Genomic DNA, 21970 nt, shown 5'->3' with positions numbered 1-21970 from the left:
TTGGCTGCTTTTGAAAATACCAACGGATTTAAAGTCATACAACAATGGATGGCCGATAAAGGCATTTCCCCATTCAAATTTCAAATTGATACGTGGCAAAAATTCGGAAACGGATATAGCGGAATGGTAGTAGCTCCTACAGGTTTTGGGAAAACCTTTTCCGTTTTTCTAGCAATAATTTCAGACTTTTTAAACCATCCTGAAAAATACAAAAAAGGGCTTAAAATGATTTGGATAACTCCTCTCCGTTCTCTCTCAAAAGATATTGCTAAAGCTATGCAGGAAGCTATCGATGAAATTGGGCTGGATTGGGTTGTGGGAGTAAGAAACGGAGATACGGATCCAAAAGTAAGGCAACAACAGGTTAAAAATATGCCTGAAATCCTGGTTGTCACTCCGGAAAGCTTACACCTGCTTTTAGGTCAAAAAAATAATTCCAGATTTTTCAATGAAATGAAATGCGTTGTTATTGACGAATGGCATGAATTATTAGGTTCAAAGCGAGGCGTAATGGTAGAGCTGGCTATTTCTCAGTTAAAAAATTATATCCCGAAAATTAAAATTTGGGGAATTACGGCAACCATTGGAAATCTTGAAGAGGCAATGGATGTTTTAATTCCTTATGATATAAAAAAAACAAAAATTACTGCGAAAGAACACAAAAAGATTGATATTCTTTCTGTCTTTCCTGATGAGGTTGAAATTTTACCCTGGGCAGGGCATCTGGGGGCAAAACTTGCAGACCATATTGTTCCGATTATTCTTGAATCAAAGTCTACAATTGTTTTTACAAATACGCGAAGCCAAAGCGAAATGTGGTACCAACTGTTACTGGAAGCTTATCCTGATTTTGCAGGCCAGATAGCAATTCATCACAGTTCGATCGATGCCCATCTAAGAATTTGGATAGAAGAAAATTTAAGTTCTGGAAAACTAAAAGCTGTTGTTTCTACGTCATCTTTAGATTTAGGAATTGACTTCAAACCTGTAGACACAGTGATTCAGATAGGTTCTGCAAAGGGTGTTGCCAGATTTTTGCAGCGTGCAGGGCGAAGTGGCCACTCCCCTTTTGAAACTTCAAAGATTTATTGTGTTCCTACCCATTCTTTAGAGCTCATTGAAGTTGCAGCCCTGAAAGAAGCAGTCAGACAGAAAGTTATAGAACCCCGCGAACCTCAGGTTTTATGTTTTGATGTTTTGGTGCAGTTTTTAATGACTTTAGCAGTTGGTGACGGATTTTATCCTGATGAATTATGTGAAAGAATTAAAAAAGTATATGCTTTTCAGGAAATGACCGATGAAGAATGGAAAAGCATTCTGGATTTTCTGACTATTGGCGGGAGTGTACTAAAAAGCTATGAAGAATTTCATAAAGTCGTCATTGCGGAAGACGGGCTGTATAAAGTTACTTCCAGAAAGATTGCGATGCTTCACCGCATGAATATGGGAGTTATTGTAAGCGATGCGATGTTAAAGGTGAAATTTATTTCAGGTGGATATATCGGAATGGTAGAGGAATATTTTATCTCAAAACTGAAAAAAGAAGAAAAATTTATACTTGCCGGGAGAGTTTTGGAAGTCGCCATGATAAAAGATATGACAGTCTATGTGAGAGCAGCAAAAGGAAAAGCGTTTGCACCGAGTTATCTGGGGGGAAGGTTACCGTTGAGCTCTAATTTAGGACATTTTTTGAGAGAAAAATTATCCGGTGCACTGAATCCGAAAGCTTCAGAAAAAGAACTGAAATTTTTGCATCCGTTATTAGCCAACCAGGAAAAGAATTCACACATTCCGAAAGAAGATGAATTTTTAACTGAATTGATAAAAACCCGTGAAGGGTACCATTTGTTTATGTATCCTTTTGAAGGCCGTTTAGTGCATGAAGTAATGGCCGCACTGATTGCTTTTAGAATTTCAAAACTGGCACCGATATCCTTTTCGATGGCAATGAACGATTATGGTTTTGAATTGTTCAGTGATAAAGAAATTCCTTTAAATAAAGAAAATTTAGACAAAATATTAACGAGAGAAAACCTGATGACTGATGTAATCTCCAGTATTAATTCCGCAGAAATGGCGAGGAGAAAATTCCGTGATATTGCTGTGATTTCCGGAATGGTAATTCAGAATTACGCAGGAAAACAGCGTTCGAATAAATCGCTACAAAGCTCGGCCGGATTAATTTTCAAAGTACTCGAAGATTACGATCCGAATCATTTTCTCGTAAGACAAGCTTATACAGAAGTTTTCAATGCTCAATTGCAGGAGCAAAGGCTAGTTGAGGCCTTTAAACGGATTGAAAAATCAAAAATAATTTTAAAATTTTCAAATACTTTTACTCCTTTGAGTTTTCCTATCAAAGTTGATAGTTTGAGACAAACGCTGACAAGTGAAAATCTGGATACGAGAATTAAAAGACTTGTCGAACAGGCAAAAAAGTTTAGTTAAACGTTGCCTCTCAAAATGAAGAAATCTGTACCAATACAAACAGATTCTCCATAAGAATGACAAAAAATTATGATCAATGAATATAGCAACAAAAAATATAAAAATTCAAGATGAAATTTTCACGTTGACCAATCAACGGGCTGTATTTTGGAAGCAAGAAAAAGCGCTGATATTGTCAGATTTGCACATCGGGAAAACAGCCCATTTCCGTAAAAACGGGATTGCTTTGGCAAATCATATTATGAAAAGTGATTTGGATCGATTATCTTTCCTGATTGAATATTTTCAACCTGAAAAGTTTATCGTCGTCGGTGATTTACTTCATGCGGGAGATAATTCGGATGTTGATGAATTCTGCAGCTGGAGAAACCAATATCCTGATTTACAATTTTATTTGATAGAAGGAAATCACGATAAAATTTCCCAGGCTTTGGAGTCTAAATTATGTTTAAATTTTAAAGAGAAATCATTCATCATTGATAATTTTATTTTCATTCATGACTTTGAGAAAAATCAACCTAAGCTCCAGATTACGGGGCACATTCATCCCGGATTTGTTATTAATTCTTCTGTAAAAAACATTAAGCTTCCCTGTTTTGTAATAACAGAACATCAGCTTTTACTTCCTGCTTTCAGTGAATTCACAGGGCTGGATACAAAAAACCTGCCCAAAAAAGGAAGATTCTATGTATTTACGGATGCTGAAATTTATGAGATTTGATCTAAAACTTTTTTCATCATCAGATCCGTTTGTTTATCATCTCCTAACCTGAAAATGTGTTTATCAAATTCCACAAAACCATTTTTCTTATAAAAATTTACAGCTCTCAAGTTCTCTTCCCAAACTCCTAGCCATATATATCTTTTCTTTTGCTGCTGAGCAATTTCAAGTGCTTTGTCATACAAAAGCTGACCTGCTTTTTTTCCATGATGGCTGCTCTTTACATAAATGCGTTCGATTTCCAGGGACGTTTCATCCTGCAGTTCGGTCTGTGCGTTTGCTGAATTCACTTTCAGGTAGCCAACCGGATTATCTTCTTCCCAGGCGATAAAAAATTGGGAATCAGCATTTGTTAGTTCGCTTTTCAATTTTTCCGAAGTAAAACTTTCTTCCAAATACTGCTTCATGACTTCTTCCGGATTGTCTTTTGCAAAAGTTTCATAAAAAGTTTCTCTTCCGACTGCCTGAATTGTTTCAAGATCATTCAGCCCTGCCTTGTTGATTATTATGGATGTCATTTACTAAATAATTTATCTGCTCATTCTTTTTGCTGTCTGTTACAAAATTAAGACTTAATCGGGATTTATTTAATTTTAAAGAGGAATTTTATTCGTTAAACACCCCATTCATTTGCCCTAAATCTCAAAAAATTTTATCTTTGAATTCTAGGATTTGAAAAATGAAGATAAATTTACCTGATAAATTATATTATTCCATAGGAGAAGTTGCCAAAGCATTCGATGTAAATACTTCATTAATAAGATATTGGGAACAGGAATTCCCTATTATTAAACCTAAAAAAAACAAAAAAGGCAACAGGTATTTCACTCCTGAAGATATCAAGAACCTGCAAATGATTTATCATCTGGTGAAGGAAAAAGGATATACCCTGGACGGAGCCCGTGTTGCTTTGACGACCAACAGCAAAATTTCTGAAACCGTTACTCTGATTGACAGGCTGGAGTTTGTAAAAGCTGAACTTTTAAAGTTGAAAGAATCCTTAGCAAATCCGGATTCTGAATAAATAAATCTCTTTTATTTTACAAAACAGACTCTGCTTGATATTATAATAATTCATCAGGTCTGTTTTGTAATCATAACTTAATCTCACAACATTCATCTGCTTATTTACTAATTCATTGTAAAAGCCTGAAAAATTCTGACCATAAAATTGTGTTTTATAAGGAACGACTGTATTAAGTTTAGGAACTATAAGACCACATTCCTGAGTCTTCAAAAAATAAATCTAAAATATAATATTTTATTCCTGGATCGGTTTTATAATCATAGTTTAGCTATACAACATTAATTTGTTTACTTAATAATTCATTATAAAAACTTGAAAAATTTTGTCCATAAAATTGAGTTTTATAAGGAACGACTGTATTAAGTTTAGGAACTATATTATTGTAAAAATTAATATAATCACTTTCTATTTGTGCTTTACACATATATACAGAAGATAAACTTATGATAAATAAAAATTTATAAAATATTGTTTTCATTATTTGCCATTTAAGAAATGAATAACCATTAAAATAGCTAAATATTTCTATTTACTAGTCCAATCTGTACTGTTATATCCATTAGCACCTGCTATTTCTATATTCACTATCTTCATATTAGAAAATAATTGTGTCAAAGTATTGTTCCATTCTCCATAGTTTTGTTTTATAGCAACATTTACTTGATTAGATATTTCATTTTCAAAAGTTATCCAGATCGATGGGTATTGAAATTTATTATCTGATGCAAAACTCCAAATATTATCGTCTGAGAAATTTAGGTGTAGGATATAATTTTGAGGACTCGTGTCAGTTTTACCATGAACTCCAATTGTTGTAATTAGAAGGTTTTTATTCACTAGATCGCTATAAAAATTTGAAAAATTTTGATTATAATATTGAGCTTTATTTATTGCAATACTATTTAGCTTTGGAGCTGTCACATTATAAAACGCTATGTAATCGTTAACATTCTGTGCACTATAGTTTTTTATTATGAATAGACTTATTATTAAAATGGTTTTAAAAAACATTGTTTTCATTACTTTTTGTATTTAATTATTGTTAGGGACATTCTGATACTTTTACACCTTCTTTTACTGTTCCGCTTCCAGAAACTGTTATTTGCTGTATCTTTGCGTTTATTTTTTTTAAATTTCCATTAGCATCTGCTTTGGCAATACTCATACCTGCATTAAATTTTTCCAAAATATATGCCATACCTATTGCTCTACTTTCATAATCTACCCCTGAAGAATTTTCATTTCTTCCTGATGAAAAATGTTCTGTAGCAGTATAAAACTCCTGACCTAAAGAGCTGTTTCTTTTAATACCATGACTCTGTTCATCATAATTTATATTTTTAGGAAATTGGCTTAGAAAAGCTAACATTAAACTTTTATCATCAACGATTAATGCGTAAATATCCGGACTTCCAAAATTATCACCATATACAAAGCTATATTTATAACCTGGATAATTTTGAACTTTTTCAAACATTCCATACAAGTCACCTCCAGAAGGATTTCCTCTTCCTCCTGCATGAGAATGGCCATTCCCGATATATGTACCTGTAATCTGCGAAAGATCAGCGGTAGAAGTACTTCCGCCTCCTTCATTAGGTGTGGTTGTATCGATGGTGCCATTCGGTTTTTGCTCAATAGCTATATTCCATTCATGCTCTGCTGAGATTTTTCCTTTTAAGAATGCATCCATTTTTGTCTTTACATTTGTATTTTTATAGATAGCATTCGCACTTGTAATAGAAGCCTGTGCTTTCTGGCAGGGGTCTTGGTTTTGCTGTGGATTAGGAATACCTCCTCCCCCTCCTCCCGGATAAGGATAAGTAGGAGGTTCATATCCTAAAGGGACACAATTTCCATTTGAATTATAATAACCGGAACAGCCACCCCCATCTCCCGGGTTTTCTGTACATGTAGTAATATACTGTGTTTCCCAATGTCCTGCTCCGTCAGGAAACTGCTCACTATCAGGATACCACATAGATATTGCCGTAAAGCTGCACTCTTTTAGCCCTTTCGAACTTGCTAAGGAAACAGGCTCTTGTTTTAGAGCTTGTCTTCGTTTCGATGTAGTATAACCCTGAAAGAACCTGATATGCTCCGAATCATTGTCAGTTCTGAAGCTGATATAATCTCCATTCCTGGGAACCTGCAGACAGGAAATAATTTTGCCTCCATCACTTACAGGTACGATAAGAAAGCTTTCATCAAAATGACCCATCGTCATGGCATAATCCCAAAGTGGAGTGCCATTTGTTTTTTTGATGTCAGCTTCATGTTCCTGATAAACCTGCATTACGTTTTTAATGTACTTCTCATCTTCTTTGAAAACGCTTTTAGAATGGTATTCTTTGGATAGAGGATCCACTGAGCTTATAATCTCATCGTGTACACAGGAGTGCAAAGTAAAGGCAGATGCTATCAGCATCAGCCGAAGAATTAAATTTTTCTTCATCATTGAATGTGTTTTTTACGTTAGTAAATATATAATTTTTTTCTTAATCACCTATATGTGATTGGTATTTGACAAAACTAATCCTAATTCTGATTTGTTATTAGCAAAATATTGCTATTTTTGAGCAAAATAATGCTAAAATGAGTATAGGAAGTAAAGTAAGAAAATACAGGGAAGCAAAAGGCTTATCACAGGAAGATTTAGCATTCCGTCTGGATGTTGCTCAAACTACCATTTCCAGTATAGAATCTGATAAAAGTGTTCCTAATTCTATTCTTCTCAATAAAATCGCCCAGGAGCTTGATGTGAATATTAATGATATTTTGGATGATTCTAAGACAAATATTAATAATGTTGATAAAAATGAAGGAATAATTAATGTTGATACAAATATAGGCACAATCACGATGCTGTCCGAAAAACTCATTGAGCTTTACGAACAAAGAATTAAGGATAAAGACAATGAAATTTTATTTTTAAAAAGTATTATTGAAAACAAAAAGTAATCTGACTTTTATCAGGTCATATATAATAAAGCATCTCTTGAGATGCTTTTTCTTTTGTATAAATACTAAAAAATCACAGGCATTTTTTTACTATTTATTTATTTTATTAACCTGAATTTCAATTTCATATGTAAAAACTACCGATTTTCAGATTTCTCATTGCCCTGTTTGGGTTTATTTATTAAGTTTACAGCGATGAGAAAAAACTATTATCGCAAATTGGCATTCATGGGAATGCTGTTGATTATTTTATTTACTTTCCAGCAATATACAAGTAAAAACAAGAAAGATTTTTCTGGTGTGAAATTCATTACGAAAAATACTCCTTCTTTACACCTGTCTGTTTTTGATCCCAACGATCTAGACTGGAAACAGTGGCAAAATCTAGGTTTCACAGAAAAACAGGTGTCAACAATTCTTAATTATAAAAAGGTTGTGGGCGGAAAATTCATCTCTAAAGAACAATTAAGAAAGTGCTTTGCCATTTCTGATGAAAAATTTTCAGAACTGGAGTCTTATATTCTCTTACCCGACAATAACAAAGCATCACAATCAGGCAATTTCAAGAACGTTGATAAAAAAGAAATTACTGTTTCTCAAAAATTCAATCCTGATAATTTATCTGCAAACGATTGGTTACAAATGGGCTTTAGCGAAAAACAGGCTGAGGCTATTTTAAAGTATAAAAATTATCTTGGAGGAAGTTTTGTCAGTAAAGAAAAATTCAAAGAATGTTTTATAATAAGTGATGAGAATTATAAAAAATTAGCATTTTATCTGCTTCTTCCGGAAAAAACCCCTGTCAATTTTAAGAGCTTCGCTCATAATGATCATAACGAAAAGCCTAAAATCCGGTATTATTCTTTTAACCCTAATACTTCAACTATTACCGATTGGCAAGCTTTAGGTTTTACACAAAACCAGGCAAAAGTGATTGTAAATTATCGGGACAGAAATTTAAAAGGTAATTTCAAAGATTTAGAGGATATTCGTAAGTGCTTTGTTATTTCTGCCGAAAAATTTGAGGAATTAAAACCTTATATACAATTAAACCCGTCGACAACAACTGCTAACAGCACAGAAAATAAAAAACTCGGGATTAAGCAGGAGAAAACAGATTTTTCAAAAACAGATTTGAACACGATCACGTTTAAGCAGCTTTTAGAATTTGGCCTTGACGAAAAAAGCGCCGGATCAATACTTGGTTTTAGGAAAAAATTAGGCGGATTTGTGAATAAAGAACAGATTTTGGACACCTATAATATTGATAAGGATTTAGTTCAGAAATTAATTTCTATTTGCCCATTAAATACTTCTGATATACCAAAATATACTTTAGCCGAAGCACCGGAAGAATGGCTCAAAAACCACCCTTATTTTAAATATTCGGCCGACAAAATAATTTATTTCAGAATCAGTAATCCTGATGATAAAAAAATATGGAAACTTTTAAAGCTGAAACCTGAATATGAAGCAAAAATGAGACTTTATTTACAATAACTTATAACTCTTATAAACTATTCAAATGTTTTGCTTGAGTTTTCAAGAGTTTTATGCAAAGCAGTGAGCTCTTCATCCGTCAAATCCCTCCATTTTCCAACCGGAAGATCTAGTTTGATATTCATAATACGGATTCTTTTAAGCTTTTTTACTTCGTACCCAAGATATTCACACATTCTGCGGATTTGCCTGTTTAAGCCTTGCGTAAGAACTATCCTAAAATTCATTTCATCAATTTTTTCCACTTCACATTTCTTTGTAACAGTATCTAAAATCGGAACTCCGTTTCGCATTTTATCAAGAAATTTTGGAGTAATAGGCTTATCAACTCTTACCAAATATTCTTTTTCGTTATTGTTTTTTGACCTGAGAATTTTATTCACGATATCGCCATCGCTCGTTAAAAGTATTAAACCATCGCTTGGCTTATCAAGCCTGCCGATCGGGAAGATTCTTTTAGGATAATTAATGTAATCAACAATATTGTTCTTTTCACGTTTTGTGTCGGTGGTACAAACAATCCCAACAGGTTTATTGAAAGCAAGATATACATGTTTTTCCTCCGGCTCGCGGATAGGTTTTCCGTCCACTTCTATAATATCTTCATCGGAAACCTTTGTCCCCAACTCAGGAATTTGCCCGTTTATCTTTATTCTGCCTTCCTCCAAAAGCTTATCTGCTGCTCTTCTCGAACAGTATCCGACTTCTGATAAATATTTATTGATACGTGTTTTTTCCATTAATCTTCTCCGTAACCTGTATAATTTTACTCTTGAAAAATAATAATTAAAAGTAGCTTTTTTTATAATAAATTTTCAAATCTGAAATCATTTTTTAAAAATTCACTTGTGGCATCTTCAATCTTATAATCTCCGATTTTTGTTCTTCTCAATTGTGTCAGATAAGCTCCGACTCCTAATTCCTGCCCGATATCGTGAGCTAAACTTCGAATATAAGTCCCTTTTGAACACCCCACTGTAAAACTTACGTGAGGAAAATTAATTTCAACGTCTTTGATATAAAAAATCGTTGTTTTTCTTGATTTCATTTCAACTTCTTCACCTGCTCTGGCAAGATTGTAAGCTCTTTTACCGTCAATTTTAATTGCAGAAAATACCGGTGGCTTCTGATCTATTTCTCCAACAAATTTTTCTAAAGCTTCTTTTACCAAATTCCCGGTAATATGTGAAATTTCCTGATGTAAAATTTCGGGCTTTTCGGTGTCGTAAGATTCCGTCTGAGCTCCAATTTTTATTTCAGTCCAATACTCTTTGGAGGCATCCTGAATTTCAGGAATTTTTTTGGTAAACTTCCCGCAACAAACAATTAAGAGCCCTGTTGCCCTTGGATCTAAAGTTCCGGCATGCCCAATTTTAAATTTTTTAGGTAAATTAAACTCTTTTTTGAGTTTATATTTCATTTTATTGACCGCCTGAAAAGATGTCCAATCCAATGGTTTATCCAATAAAAATATGTGTCCTGATTGTAAGCCTTCAGCAGTCATAGATGATAAGTGATGAGTATGGTGAGATGAAAATGTAAATTTTATTTAAACCAGTAAAAATAGATTAATAAAGCTACTCCCACGAAAATACGATACCATCCCCAAGGCTTAAAGCCATATTTATTTAAAACTTCGATAAATGCTTTAATGGCAATTAAAGCTACAATAAATGCCACCACATTTCCAACAATAAAAATAGTAATATGATCCTGTGATGCCATTATCATCTCGTACCCTTTCTGCGGATTTGCCGTCTCTTTACCCCAAGTTTTTACAAAAACGGAATATACAGTAACCGCCAGCATTGTAGGAACCGCCAAAAAGAAAGAGAATTCAGCCGCTGCCTTTCTTGTCAATCCCTGAGCCATCCCTCCGATAATAGAAGCCGCGCTTCTGCTCGTTCCTGGCATCATGGCAAGACATTGCCAAAATCCTATCGTCACAGCTTTTTTTATTGTAATTCCTTTTTCATCGTCAATTTTTGGATTTTTAAACCATTTATCCGCAAACAATAAAACGACTCCGCCAATAACTAAAACCGATGAAATAGCAATCTGATTTCCTAAAACTGCCTCTATTTTATCATCCAATAAATACCCTAAAACCAATGCAGGAATAACTGCAAAAGCCAATTTATAATAAAATTTAAGATTATTTAAATCAAAGAATTTTTTCCAGTAAGCCACCACAACTGACAAAATTGCCCCAAACTGAATGGAAACCTGAAACATTTTTAAAAATTCGTTTTCCGGTAAACCCATCAGATTTGCAGTGAAACCCATATGTGCCGTTGAAGAAATGGGAAGGTATTCCGTAAGACCCTCGATAATGGCAATGATAATTGCTTTGATTAAATCCATAGTATGTATAAAAACTTAAAGATTAAGAAATGCTAAATTCAGATAGATCTAAATTTCGTCATTTCTTAATCTTCAAAATAAAAAATTATTATTTTCTTTTTAAAATTGCGTACACTTCAATCACAAAACCAATTACAACAAATAAAGGTGCAATTCTGATTCTGCGGATAGAAAAGATCCCGTCATTCCAGGAATGGGCATCAAATTTTCCATCTACTGTATTGGCGTCAGCGCCCATCATTAAAAGAAAGCCTACCACGATAAATGCTAAACCTATCAGCATCCATTTAAAGTTTTGCTGTCCAAAATAAAAAGTACTTTCCTGTGTAGTTTCGGCAGTTTTCTTACCAAAATTTTCTGCGGAAAATTTATTTGTTTTTTTGCTCATTTTTAAGAGTAATATAAATCGTCAACGTTTGATTTTAAGAATCTCCAGGTTGCAACAACTGTGCTTAAAACCGTAATAAAAATACCTACACCAAGTATAAGCAAAACCAGCCAGAAATACTGCTGATTATCCTGTACGAATGCAGAACCAATCTGGCTCGTAAAGTAATACCAAACTCCAAACAGCGCAAGAAGCCCGATTCCAGAACCAATCGCTCCCAAAATAACAGCTTCCACAATAAAAGGTTTTAATATAAATCTTCTCTTCGCACCTACCAGCTGCATAGTTTTAATGATAAACCTTTTTGAGAAAATTTTCAGACGGATGGAATTATTAATTAAAACAACCGCCAGAACCAGGAATAATATGGAGAAACCTAAAATCCATTTTAAAATTTTACTCAGGTTGTTGTAAACTTCTACCATCAAAGTACTGTCATTCTTTACATCAACAATTCCCGGAACAGCTTTTATTACTTTTATAGCCTCGTCAATTTTTGCAGGATCTACATATTCAGGTTTCAAAGCAACTTCTATAGATGATGGAAAAATATTTTCCTCAAAAAGCGCATCGCTGTCGATTCCCATACTTTTTTTAGCTTCTTTTGCTGCCATATCTCTCGAAATGTAAGTCGCTTTTTTTACGGGACCCAAAGCCTGTACTTCTTTCAATACTTCAGCTTCCATTTTTGCAATTTTTACAGAATCTTTAGCATCATAGTTTTCATCAAAGTAAGCGTTTACCACAAGCTGTTCTTTGATATAGTCAGAATATTTTTGGGCATTAATTAAAATAAGCCCCATCAATCCTAACAAAAATAACACTAAGGCAATACTTATTACTACTGTAATATTGCTAGACCTAAGCCTTTTCTTATTAAACTCATCTACAGATTTCGCCATTAATATTAAAATTTTTGGCTAAAATAGAAAAAAACTTCCGAAATTTGGGAACGAAAAAGAGAAAATCACTGTTAATAAAATCATAAAAAACATTGAGTGTAAAAGCAAAAAAGCATCTTGGTCAACACTTTTTGACTGATGAAAACATCGCAAGAAAAATCGTAGAAGGTCTTAGTTTTGAAGGCTACAAGAATATTATGGAAGTAGGTCCCGGAATGGGGGTTCTTACTAAATATCTTTTGGAAAAAGACCAAAACATTTATCTTGCAGAGATAGACACCGAGTCTATCGAATACTTGAAAAACAACTATTCAAGTGTTACTGAAAATACATTTGTAGGAGATTTCTTAAAACAGGATTTCAACTTTATTAATGAAGGGCAGATTGCCGTTATCGGTAATTTTCCTTATAATATTTCTTCGCAGATTCTGTTTAAAATCATTGATCACTATGAGCTTATTCCTGAAATGGTCGGTATGTTTCAAAAGGAAGTAGCAGAAAGAACTGCAGCAGTTCCGAGAACAAAAGATTATGGAATTCTTTCTGTTTTGGTTCAGGCCTATTATGATACTTCGTATCTATTTACAGTCCATGAAAATGTATTTAATCCTCCTCCAAAAGTAAAATCGGGAGTTATCAGATTAACAAGAAATCCAAAAGAGGGTTTAGCCGGAAATGAAGTACTTTTTAAGCAAATTGTAAAAACCGGATTCAACCAAAGAAGAAAAAAGCTGTCTAATGCCTTAAAGATATTAAATATTCCTGAAGCCTTGAAGACCCACGAATTTATGGATAAAAGAGCTGAAGAACTGAGCGTTGCCGACTTCATCAACTTTACTATTCTCTGGAAAGAAAATCAATAGTATTTTATTCAAATATTATTGAGCTAAGTAAAAAAAAACAAAAAGCCTTTCAGTTTGAAAGGCTTTTTGTTTTGCATTATCAATTGAGATTATTCTCTGTTTTTCAATAAAATCCAACCTGATCTCTCCAACTTAGCTTTTGATTTGTCATAGTTGAAATTGAATTTGTACCAATACGTACCTGTTGGCAATCTTTTGCCTCCTACTGTACCGTTCCAGACAGGTGTTTCTTTTGAGAATTTGAACATTTCCACTCCATATCTATCATAGATAGAACCTGTGAAGTTTTTGAAGCTTCCGAGAGATGTAAGATCTAGTTTATCATTTACACCATCATCATTAGGAGTAATGATATTTGTTATTTTGAATGTGAAGAAATCAATAGTTCCCACACAAGAAGTTCCTTTTGTTCTTACTAAAAGTGTATAGTTTGTATTATCAAGAAGGTTTGTAAATACATTTGATTCCTGCCAGGAAATTCCGTTATCAATAGAATATTCTAAAACTCCGGTGATATTATTGATTGGAGGGTTTGCCGCTATTACTGTCAAATTATGGTTGTTGTCATAACTAAGATTAGTAAAGTAAGGTATCGCAGCAGCCATTACTTTTGCAGAGAAGATTTGCTTACAGTAACCATTGTCGATTTCTACTGTATAAATACCCATTTGGTCCACATCTATTGTTTGTGTAGTAGCACCTGTATTCCATAGATATTTATAATTCGGTCCAGCTCCTGCATCAAGAGTCACCCTGTCTCCTAAACAAACTTCTACATCTTTCAGAGGGCTTGTAAGCTCTGGTGTAACCTCAACAGTAATCGTTGCCGGCTGTAAAGATTTACATCCTTTCTGCCCGATTGCATATACTGTAAATGTCGTTGTCTGATTTAGAGTAACAGTCTGAGTATCCCCCGTGCCTGAGAAATTACCCCATAAATATGTATTTCCCCCTGAAGCCGTTAATGTCACAGATTCTCCCGGACATACTTTTACCCTTGTAGAAGTAATATGAGCTGTGGGAGTAAGTTCTTTTAATAATTTTAACTCTATTAATTTACTACAAAAATCTCCGTCGGAAACTACAGTATATAAAATCTGTCCATCATTACCATTATAGTTTAAAATATTGGTAATATAATTATTATTTTGGGCCTGAGCATCAGCCTGATTTTCATAGAAATGGAAAACAGCTCCCGGTGTAGGGCTAATCAGAGGCATTGCCTGGCTAAGATCGAAAGTTGTAATATCTGGTGTGCTGCAAAGTAATAAAGTTGCATCTTGAGCCAATGGTGTTGTTCCTCCGTTTATTTTAATTGAGGCTTTTCCAGGACACGGATTTCCAGGAACCATAACCTCAATCTCATAATTTCCAGGCTGTACAGCAGTAATCGTGTTAGTAGTAGCACCTGGAACAACAGCACCGTCAAGATACCATTGATATGTAAGATTAGGATCGTTTACAGAGGCTGTGATTACCTGTGGTACATTGTCACACACATTGATTTCTTCCGGTAAAGTAGCACCACTTGGATCTAATAAATCTACTCCGATATTAAAAGATCCTCCTTCTAAAAATACTGCAGAGTCAAAAGCTGTATCTCCTGCATCAGCAATTACCATTTTAAAATGGTATTGTTGCCCTGCAACTACTGTTGCTGTAGCAGTAAGAGGAACTGTTCTACCATTAAGATTTGTATCAATAATTGGTGGGTTGTATCCTTCAAAATATTGTTCGTTTATAGCAGGGCATCCAAAAATACCAGGAATAAGGGGATGAATATTTGTAATACTTACAGGACCTGCTCCGCTTGGCAATACCGCCATGTTGGTATAAGCACCACCTGAAGAAGGTCTAATCAACAAAGCAAATGAATCTGCATATCCACAAGGATAATCCGATGTATATTCTTCAGAAGCCATTAAATAATTAAATTTTACCTGAGATGATGTAGGAACAAAATCAAACTCAAGGATTACAGCATCATTTAACGGTTTACTTGGATTAGTTGCCGCAACAAGATCTGGATCACTACCTGTACCCACTACGTCACTAAGGCCGGTTTCCGGTATATTTCCTGTGCGGTTAGCCTTTCCTGTTACCAATACAATTCCATCCTTAAAAGGAAAATTACTTGATGCTTTATGAAAATATCCCCAAGCTCTATTAGAGTTGCTGGCCGGTAAATTTGGAGTTACCACAACATTAGAAACACTAGGGGTGATACATGAATTTGTTCCTGATGATATTAATACATCCTTAACTAATTGCTCCATTGTAAAATTCGATTCATTGTATCCGGGAGCATTTACATCAATAAGAGTACCCGCCTTTGCAGTAGAAGCTGAAAGCTTTTTTACTTGGGGTTTTCTAGGTGGTGTGTTTTGCGAGAATAAAGAAGTCGAACTGACCAGGAAAAAGAAAAAAAACGGTAGATATCTTCTCATAATACTTTTGTTTCAACAAATTTAATTTTTTTTTGAATATATCACACATATATTTACTTTTTTTATGTTAAAAAACAAAGCCTTTCAAATTTGAAAGGCTTTGTTTTTATTAGTTTCTATTCTTAAGCAGTATCCAACTCGAACGAAGCTCAAGCTTCTTACTTGCCGGATTTTCCCACTGTACTCTATACCAATAAGTACCTGTAGGAAGATTAATTCCTTTTAAAGATCCTCTCCAGACAGTGTTACCCTTGGAAGCTTTAAATACTTCCGCACCATACCTGTCAAAAATAGACGCCGCAAAATTATTGTAAGTACTAACACCCGTAAAATCTACCTCATCATTGACACCATCAAAGTTCGGGGTGATAGCATTCCTCACAACAAATGTAAAATAGTCTAAAGACGTACTACATTTGGCACCTACCACTCTTACCATTAAATTATAATTAGTATTATCCAAAACATTATAAAATACGTTAGAATTTTGCCAAACGACACCCCCGTCAATAGAGTATTCTAATACTCCACCTGTAGGATTTGAAGCTGTAAGCGTAAGAACGTGGTTTTCATAAGTGATATTGGTAAACTGTGGTAAATCCGGGTTTAACAACTGAGCTGAGAATACTTTTGAGCAAACCCCATTGCTTATTGTCACTGAATAAGTTCCCGGAACATTCGTAGAAATAGTTTGCGTTGTTGCTCCGTTACTCCAAACATAGGTATAATTTGGTCCGGCTCCTGCATCTAATATTCCGAAATCTCCCGCACAAACATAAACATCTTCCAATGTGGAGACAATCGCCGGTACAACCTCGATAGTAATTGAAGTTGGTGTATTTACTTTACATCCATTCCCACCTAAAGCAAAAACAGAATAAGTTGTCGTTGTCATTGGTGTTACAACCTGTGTACTTCCATTTCCCGGTAAACCAACCCATTCGTAAGTAACGCCACCGCTGGCAGTCAACGTAACAGATTCTCCTGCACATATTTTAGTTTTTGAAGCTGCCAATACTGCTACCGGAGGACCAACAATTACAGTTACCGTTGCAGGATTTGCAGAAACACATCCGTTCGCCCCAATTGCAGTTACTGTGTAAGTTGTAGTATTATTTGGCGAAACAACTTGTGTATTTCCTGTTCCGGTAAGGCCATTTCCCCAAGTATAGGTTGCTCCGCCTGAAGCTGTTAAGGTTACAGATTCACCCGGACAGATTTGAACCTGAGAAGAAGTTACTGTTGTTACAGGTTTTACTTTATCTTCCACGACTGTTACACTTGCGGAATAAGTACACGTTAAGTTTTGTGGCTGGGTAACATTCGTTACCGTTAAAGTATAAGTTCCACCTGCATTTACTACAGGGGATAAAGTATTAGCACCAGAAACAATATTTCCGCCTGCTGTTGTCCATTGAATTGTAGATCCTGTGGGAATAACGGAAGCAGAAGCGTTTAATGTAACCTGGGCCGTTGTACAAGTTATCGTTTGCGGAGCAGCAATTGTTAAAGTAGTATCCGCTGTTTTTAATAACTGTAAAGCTACTACATAGTGGCAACCTCCATTTTTCACCAAAACATATACTGTTTGGTTACCGGGACTTACAAATGCATTTGGAGTAGCAATTGTATTCGCATTTCCTGCATTGGCATCAGCCTGAAGGACATAATAATCAAATGTAATTCCCGGGGCAGGTGTTGTTATTTGAGACTGGGCTGAAGTTAAATCATAAGTAATTCCTCCCTGCTGATAACATTTAAGTATTGAAGCATCTTGCACAGTAATAGGCTGTGAAACCTCAATGGTAATCGTTGCCGGATTCTGTGAAACACATCCGTTTGCGCCAACTGCTGTTACTGTATAAGTTGTAGTAGTGGTAGGTGACACAGTTTGAGTATTACCGGTTCCCGGTAAACCAACCCAATTGTAAGTGGCACCACCCGAAGCGGTTAAAACCACAGATTCACCAGCACAGATTAATATTTTACTTGCTGTCAACCCCGTTGTTGGGGGAGCGCTGTTTCCTGTTACAGTTACGGTTCCGGAAGTGGTACAAGTTAAATTTCCAGGTTGATATATATTTGAAATTGTTAAAGTATAAGTTCCTGCCGCATTTACAACCGGATTTAAAGTATCAGCCCCAGACACAATATTTCCTCCTGCTGTTGTCCAGCTAAATGTAGAACCCGCAGGATAAACCGAAGCAGAAGCATCTAATGTTATTTGTGAATTTGTACAGGTTAATACTGTTGGCGGAGCAATAGATACTGTCATTTGAGGGGCCTTTATAAGTTGCAGTTCCGCAATTTTTGAACAGAATCCGTTTTTAACCAAAACATAAATCGTTTGATTTCCCGCACTTGAATATGCTGTAGGCGCAGCAATTGTATTTCCGTTTCCTGCTACCGCATCAGCCTGATTTACATAATACGCAAAAGTCGCTCCCGGTGTCGTACTTATGGATGTCTGAGCTGAGGTTAAATTAAAAACAGCATTCCCCGCTGTATAACAAGTCGTGAGTGTCGAATTCTGAACAGTCGGAGAAGTCCCACCAACAACTGTAACACTTGCCGTTCCCGGACAGGTATTTCCCGGTAAGAAAACCTGAACGGTATAAACCCCCGGTTGTGTTGCTGTATAGCTTGCTCCTGTTTGTCCTGCAATAGGAACGTCATTTAATAACCATTGGTATGTAGCACCAGAACCTTGCACGGAAGCAGTGAAAGTCTGAGGAGTATTATCACACATATTAACTGATGGCGGAAGCTGAGCTCCGGCCGGATCCAGGATTTTAACGCCTATATTAAATGATCCTGCTTCTAAAAAGACTCCTGAATCATAGTTTGAATCCTGATAATCAGCTAAAACCATTTTAAAATGATACGTCTGGCCAGGTACTACCGTAGCTTTTGCAGTTAAGGGAACAGTACGTCCACTAAAGTTTGTCTGGATATTTGTCGTATTATATCCGCCAAAATAGGCAGCGTTTACAGCAGGGCAATTCATCTGACCTCCATCAAATTTTGTAGAAGGGTGAATATTGGTAACACTTACAGGTCCTGCACCACCCGGTAAAACAGCAAGATTGGTATATGGCCCCCCTGAAGCCGGCCTTAACAATAAAGCAAAACCATCACCTATTGTACAAGGGAAATTTCCTTCGTACTCTTCTGAAGCAAATAAATATCTAAATGTAACTTCCGTAGAAGTCGGAACAAAATCAAATTCTATATAAGTAGCATCATGAAGCTCATTATTATTAACCCCCAAAGCGGTTGCCAAATCCGTATCACCACCTGTAGGAAGACCGTCATTTAGCTGGCCTGACTGAAAAGTATTTCCCGCCTTTCTTGCCTGGCCTGTCATAAGCACAATTCCTTTCTCAAAAGGGAAAGAAGTAGTTCCTTTATTAAAAAATCCCCAGCTTCTGCCCTGATCACTCGCTGATAAATTAGGAGAAACGCCTACACCGCTCACATTTGCAGTGGTACATGTAGAACCTCCTGTAATGAGAACATCTTTTACCAATTGAGTAATACTGTAAGCAGATTCCGGGTAAGCAGCAGTATTAACATCTATGAAAGCTCCAGCTTTCATTGTAGATGATGTAGGTTTTTTAATACTACCGCTATTTCTATTTTGAGAAAAGGCGAAGCTACTTATAAAAGCCAGAAATAAAGCCAAAAATAAACTTCTTGTACCCCTATTTAACATTTTATATTATTTTAAACAAAAATACTATTTTTTTTGATTTAAATTTAATTTAAAGCAAATTGTATTATTACTAATATATGTTTACTTATCTTAAAATATTAATTTTACTTTTATAGTATAAACAAAAAAAAGACTAACAAATTGTTAGTCTTTTTAAAATATCTGTTTATTATTTATTCTATATTTTTCAATAAAATCCAGCCTGTTTTCACTACTGTCTGTTTACTTGCAGGGTCCTCAAAAGTCACTTGGTACCAATAAGAGGCTGTAGGAAGACGTTTCCCCTGGAAGAAACCATCCCAATAAGGTGTTAATTGGCTAGCTTTGAAAACTTCTTTTCCGTAACGGTCAAACACCACTCCTTTGAAATCTTTGTAATCACTTACTCCTCTGAAATCAATTATATCATTTACATTATCACCGTTTGGAGTGATTACATTCTGCATTACAAATGTGAAATATTCTAAGAATCCTACACAACTTGTAAATTTTACTCTTACTCTAATAGAAACTACAATATTTTTAGGAACATTCGTAAACACATTAGAGTTTTGCCATGTAACCCCATTATCTATTGAATATTCAAGAGGTCCGTTACTAGGATTGCTTGCTGTAATCATCATGACACCGCTATCTTTATAATCAACTTTAATGATTTCAGGAATAACAGCTCTTACTACCTGTGTTGTATAATCTTTAGTACAAACTCCATTTGTAATTGTTACAGTATATGCGCCCGGCGTATTTACACTGATTGTCTGAGATGTATCTCCTGTACTCCAAATATATGTATAACCAGGTCCCTGACCTGCGTCTAAAGTAATCTGATCACCTTCGCAAATCATTCCTCCTTTTAAACCTGAAGTAAGAGCAGGAACAACTTCGATTGTAATCGTTGCCGGTTGGGTAGATTTACATCCCTGAGCCCCGATTGCATATACTGTATAAGTAGTTGTCTGCGTTGGGCTTACTGTTCTTACAGGACCGGAATTCGAAGTATCTCCCCATTGATACGTCACACCCCCTGAGGCAGTTAACACCACAGATTCTCCTGAACAGATTCTCAATCTTGGTGCATTTACCTGGGCTATAGGAAGATCTTCTTTATTTAAAGTTAAGGTAACTATCTTACTACAAAATGCACCATTTGAAACCACAACATATAAAACCTGCCCGTCTGTTCCGTTATAAGTAGCTAAATTAGCATCAGGAATAAAAGTATTGTCCTGAGCCTGAGCTCCTGCCTGAGTTGGATAAAATTTAAATACAGCTCCTGTAGTTGTGCTTATTAACGGTTTAGCATCATTTAAATTAAATGTATTATTTGAAGGCGTTGCACAAAGCTTCATTACCGCATTTTGAGCAGTTGGCGTAGTTCCTCCTACTATAGTAATAACAGCAGATCCCGGACAATTATTACCCGGAACAGATACCTTCACCTCATAATCACCGGGAGAGGTTGCCACATAAGTTCCGCTGGTAGCTCCATTGATAGCTACTCCATTTTTATACCATTGATACGTCATTCCCGGAACAGCAGAAACCTGCGCTACCAAAGTTTGCGGAGTATTATCACACATTTTTATCTCATTTGGTAAAAGGACTCCGTTTCCGTCAACGATTTTAATACCAATATCAAAAGATCCCCCTTCAATAAATACAGCAGAGTCATAACTTGTATCTCTGTAATCGGATAAAATCATTTTGAAATGATAAGCAACACCTGGCGTAACGTCTGCAACTGCAGTCAGAGGAACAGTCCTTCCTTCATAGTTTGTTACAATATTAGAGGCGGAATTATATCCTGCAAAATATGCCTCGTTGATTGCAGGACATGATAATGGTGTAGTACCATTTGCCTGCATACTTCCGTGAATATTTGTCATACTTACAGGCCCTGCTCCTCCCGGCAAAATAGCCACATTCACATAAGGACCTCCGGCAACAGGTTTAATCAATAAAGCAAACGCGTCTGAGTATTGACATGGATAATCATAAGAATATTCTTCCGAAGCAAAAAGATAATTAAACTTTACCTGATTAGAATTAGGAACAAAATCAAACTCCAACATTACATTGTCTTTATAATCATAAGCAGGATTAGGATTAGGAACTGCCACTAATAGATCCGGATCGTTTATTCCTGCTCCAGTAACAGAAGCTGTTACGCCAGAAGCAACATTCCCTGCCTGTCTAGCATATCCCGTAGTTAAAACAATACCGTCTGTAAAAGGGAAATTGGTAGTTCCCTTGTGGAAATACCCCCAAAACCTGTCATTATTACTTGGTGGCTGATTAGGTGTTACCGTCACATTCGTTACATTAGGAACCGAGCAAGTCGATCCCCCATTAATAAGAATGTCTTTTACAAGCTGTTCGGCACTGTAACCAGATGGTGCATAACCAGCAGCATTTACATCTATAAAAACCCCTGCTTTATTATTTACCGAAGTTACAATGTTCTTAGGTGGTTTTCTTTGAGAAAATACTGAAGTAGAAACAGCCAACGTCAGTAAAGATAAAAGGTAATTTTTTAGTCTATAATTTAACATTTTGTTGTTGTTTGTTCAAAAATACTATTTTTTTAAATTAAAATATCATCAAAATTACATTATTAACAATAATAACCTAATT

At 35.4% G+C, this 21970-nt stretch carries 17 protein-coding genes; 6 read left to right on the top strand and 11 right to left on the bottom strand.

The features are described 5' to 3' along the window. Both ACM39_RS04870 and pdeM read left to right on the top strand, forming a co-directional pair. A complete protein-coding gene (locus ACM39_RS04870) occupies positions 1-2448 on the top strand; it encodes a ligase-associated DNA damage response DEXH box helicase (RefSeq protein ID WP_117590723.1) in 2448 nt (815 codons plus the stop codon). A 76-nt stretch (positions 2449-2524) separates the two neighbouring features. Beyond that, positions 2525-3169, top strand: a complete 645-nt coding sequence (pdeM, locus tag ACM39_RS04865; protein WP_048509888.1) for a ligase-associated DNA damage response endonuclease PdeM — start codon at positions 2525-2527, stop codon at positions 3167-3169. Here pdeM and ACM39_RS04860 read toward each other — a convergent pair. Further along, positions 3157-3687, bottom strand: coding sequence for a GNAT family N-acetyltransferase (locus tag ACM39_RS04860; protein WP_048509887.1), 531 nt, complete (start codon positions 3685-3687; stop codon positions 3157-3159). The genes pdeM and ACM39_RS04860 overlap by 13 nt on opposite strands. A 161-nt stretch (positions 3688-3848) precedes the next feature. On the opposite strand from ACM39_RS04860, the gene ACM39_RS04855 reads away from it, so the two are divergent. Continuing rightward, entirely contained in the window at positions 3849-4193 is a 345-nt protein-coding gene (locus tag ACM39_RS04855) for a MerR family transcriptional regulator (protein ID WP_048509886.1), read from the top strand. A 528-nt stretch (positions 4194-4721) separates the two neighbouring features. Here the strand turns inward: ACM39_RS04855 and ACM39_RS04850 are convergent. Together ACM39_RS04850 and ACM39_RS04845 are read right to left on the bottom strand one after the other, a co-directional pair. Further along, the gene (locus tag ACM39_RS04850; protein WP_131701410.1) at positions 4722-5216 is read right to left on the bottom strand and encodes a hypothetical protein; all 495 of its coding nucleotides are present in this window, start codon (positions 5214-5216) and stop codon (positions 4722-4724) included. 22 nt (positions 5217-5238) lie between these two features. Beyond that, positions 5239-6654 (bottom strand): hypothetical protein, encoded by a 1416-nt coding sequence (locus ACM39_RS04845; RefSeq protein WP_131701409.1) that lies wholly within the window; start codon positions 6652-6654, stop codon positions 5239-5241. 137 nt (positions 6655-6791) lie between these two features. On the opposite strand from ACM39_RS04845, the gene ACM39_RS04840 reads away from it, so the two are divergent. Further along, positions 6792-7157 (top strand): helix-turn-helix domain-containing protein, encoded by a 366-nt coding sequence (locus tag ACM39_RS04840; RefSeq protein ID WP_048509883.1) that lies wholly within the window; start codon positions 6792-6794, stop codon positions 7155-7157. 195 nt (positions 7158-7352) lie between these two features. Next, on the top strand, positions 7353-8657 hold the full coding sequence (locus ACM39_RS04835; protein ID WP_048509882.1) for a helix-hairpin-helix domain-containing protein: 1305 nt from the start codon (positions 7353-7355) through the stop codon (positions 8655-8657). 17 nt (positions 8658-8674) lie between these two features. Here ACM39_RS04835 and rluF read toward each other — a convergent pair whose 3' ends face one another. The 5 genes from rluF to ACM39_RS04810 form a co-directional block, all read right to left on the bottom strand. Continuing rightward, positions 8675-9397: a 23S rRNA pseudouridine(2604) synthase RluF gene (rluF, locus tag ACM39_RS04830; RefSeq protein WP_048509881.1), complete on the bottom strand. Its 723-nt coding sequence runs from the start codon at positions 9395-9397 to the stop codon at positions 8675-8677. Between the two features lie 62 nt (positions 9398-9459). Beyond that, positions 9460-10161: a tRNA pseudouridine(55) synthase TruB gene (truB, locus tag ACM39_RS04825; RefSeq protein ID WP_048509880.1), complete on the bottom strand. Its 702-nt coding sequence runs from the start codon at positions 10159-10161 to the stop codon at positions 9460-9462. 41 nt (positions 10162-10202) lie between these two features. Continuing rightward, positions 10203-11021 (bottom strand): undecaprenyl-diphosphate phosphatase, encoded by an 819-nt coding sequence (locus tag ACM39_RS04820; protein WP_048509879.1) that lies wholly within the window; start codon positions 11019-11021, stop codon positions 10203-10205. An 88-nt stretch (positions 11022-11109) separates the two neighbouring features. After that, the gene (locus ACM39_RS04815) at positions 11110-11409 is read right to left on the bottom strand and encodes a DUF3098 domain-containing protein (protein WP_048509878.1); all 300 of its coding nucleotides are present in this window, start codon (positions 11407-11409) and stop codon (positions 11110-11112) included. A 2-nt stretch (positions 11410-11411) separates the two neighbouring features. Continuing rightward, the gene (locus tag ACM39_RS04810) at positions 11412-12311 is read right to left on the bottom strand and encodes a cell division protein FtsX (protein ID WP_048509877.1); all 900 of its coding nucleotides are present in this window, start codon (positions 12309-12311) and stop codon (positions 11412-11414) included. A 92-nt stretch (positions 12312-12403) separates the two neighbouring features. Here ACM39_RS04810 and rsmA point away from each other — a divergent pair, with 92 nt between their 5' ends. Next, positions 12404-13174 (top strand): 16S rRNA (adenine(1518)-N(6)/adenine(1519)-N(6))-dimethyltransferase RsmA, encoded by a 771-nt coding sequence (rsmA, locus tag ACM39_RS04805; RefSeq protein ID WP_048509876.1) that lies wholly within the window; start codon positions 12404-12406, stop codon positions 13172-13174. Between the two features lie 89 nt (positions 13175-13263). Here the strand turns inward: rsmA and ACM39_RS04800 are convergent, their stop codons facing one another. From ACM39_RS04800 to ACM39_RS04790, 3 genes are all read right to left on the bottom strand, one after another. After that, complete coding sequence (locus ACM39_RS04800; protein ID WP_048509875.1) at positions 13264-15621, bottom strand: T9SS C-terminal target domain-containing protein; 2358 nt, start codon at positions 15619-15621, stop codon at positions 13264-13266. Positions 15622-15730: 109 nt separating this feature from the next. Next, positions 15731-19336 carry a choice-of-anchor L domain-containing protein gene (locus tag ACM39_RS04795; RefSeq protein ID WP_048509874.1) on the bottom strand — a complete coding sequence of 1202 codons (3606 nt, stop codon included), beginning with the start codon at positions 19334-19336 and terminating at the stop codon, positions 15731-15733. 173 nt (positions 19337-19509) lie between these two features. After that, positions 19510-21888, bottom strand: a complete 2379-nt coding sequence (locus ACM39_RS04790; protein ID WP_048509873.1) for a T9SS C-terminal target domain-containing protein — start codon at positions 21886-21888, stop codon at positions 19510-19512. Between the last annotated feature and the right edge of the window lie 82 nt (positions 21889-21970).

The sequence above is a fragment of the Chryseobacterium sp. FH2 genome (assembly GCF_001045455.1).
In the GTDB taxonomy this organism is placed as follows: domain Bacteria; phylum Bacteroidota; class Bacteroidia; order Flavobacteriales; family Weeksellaceae; genus Chryseobacterium.
The sequence above is the reverse complement of the archived record's forward strand: the minus strand, read 5'-3'. Positions and strand labels throughout refer to the sequence as shown.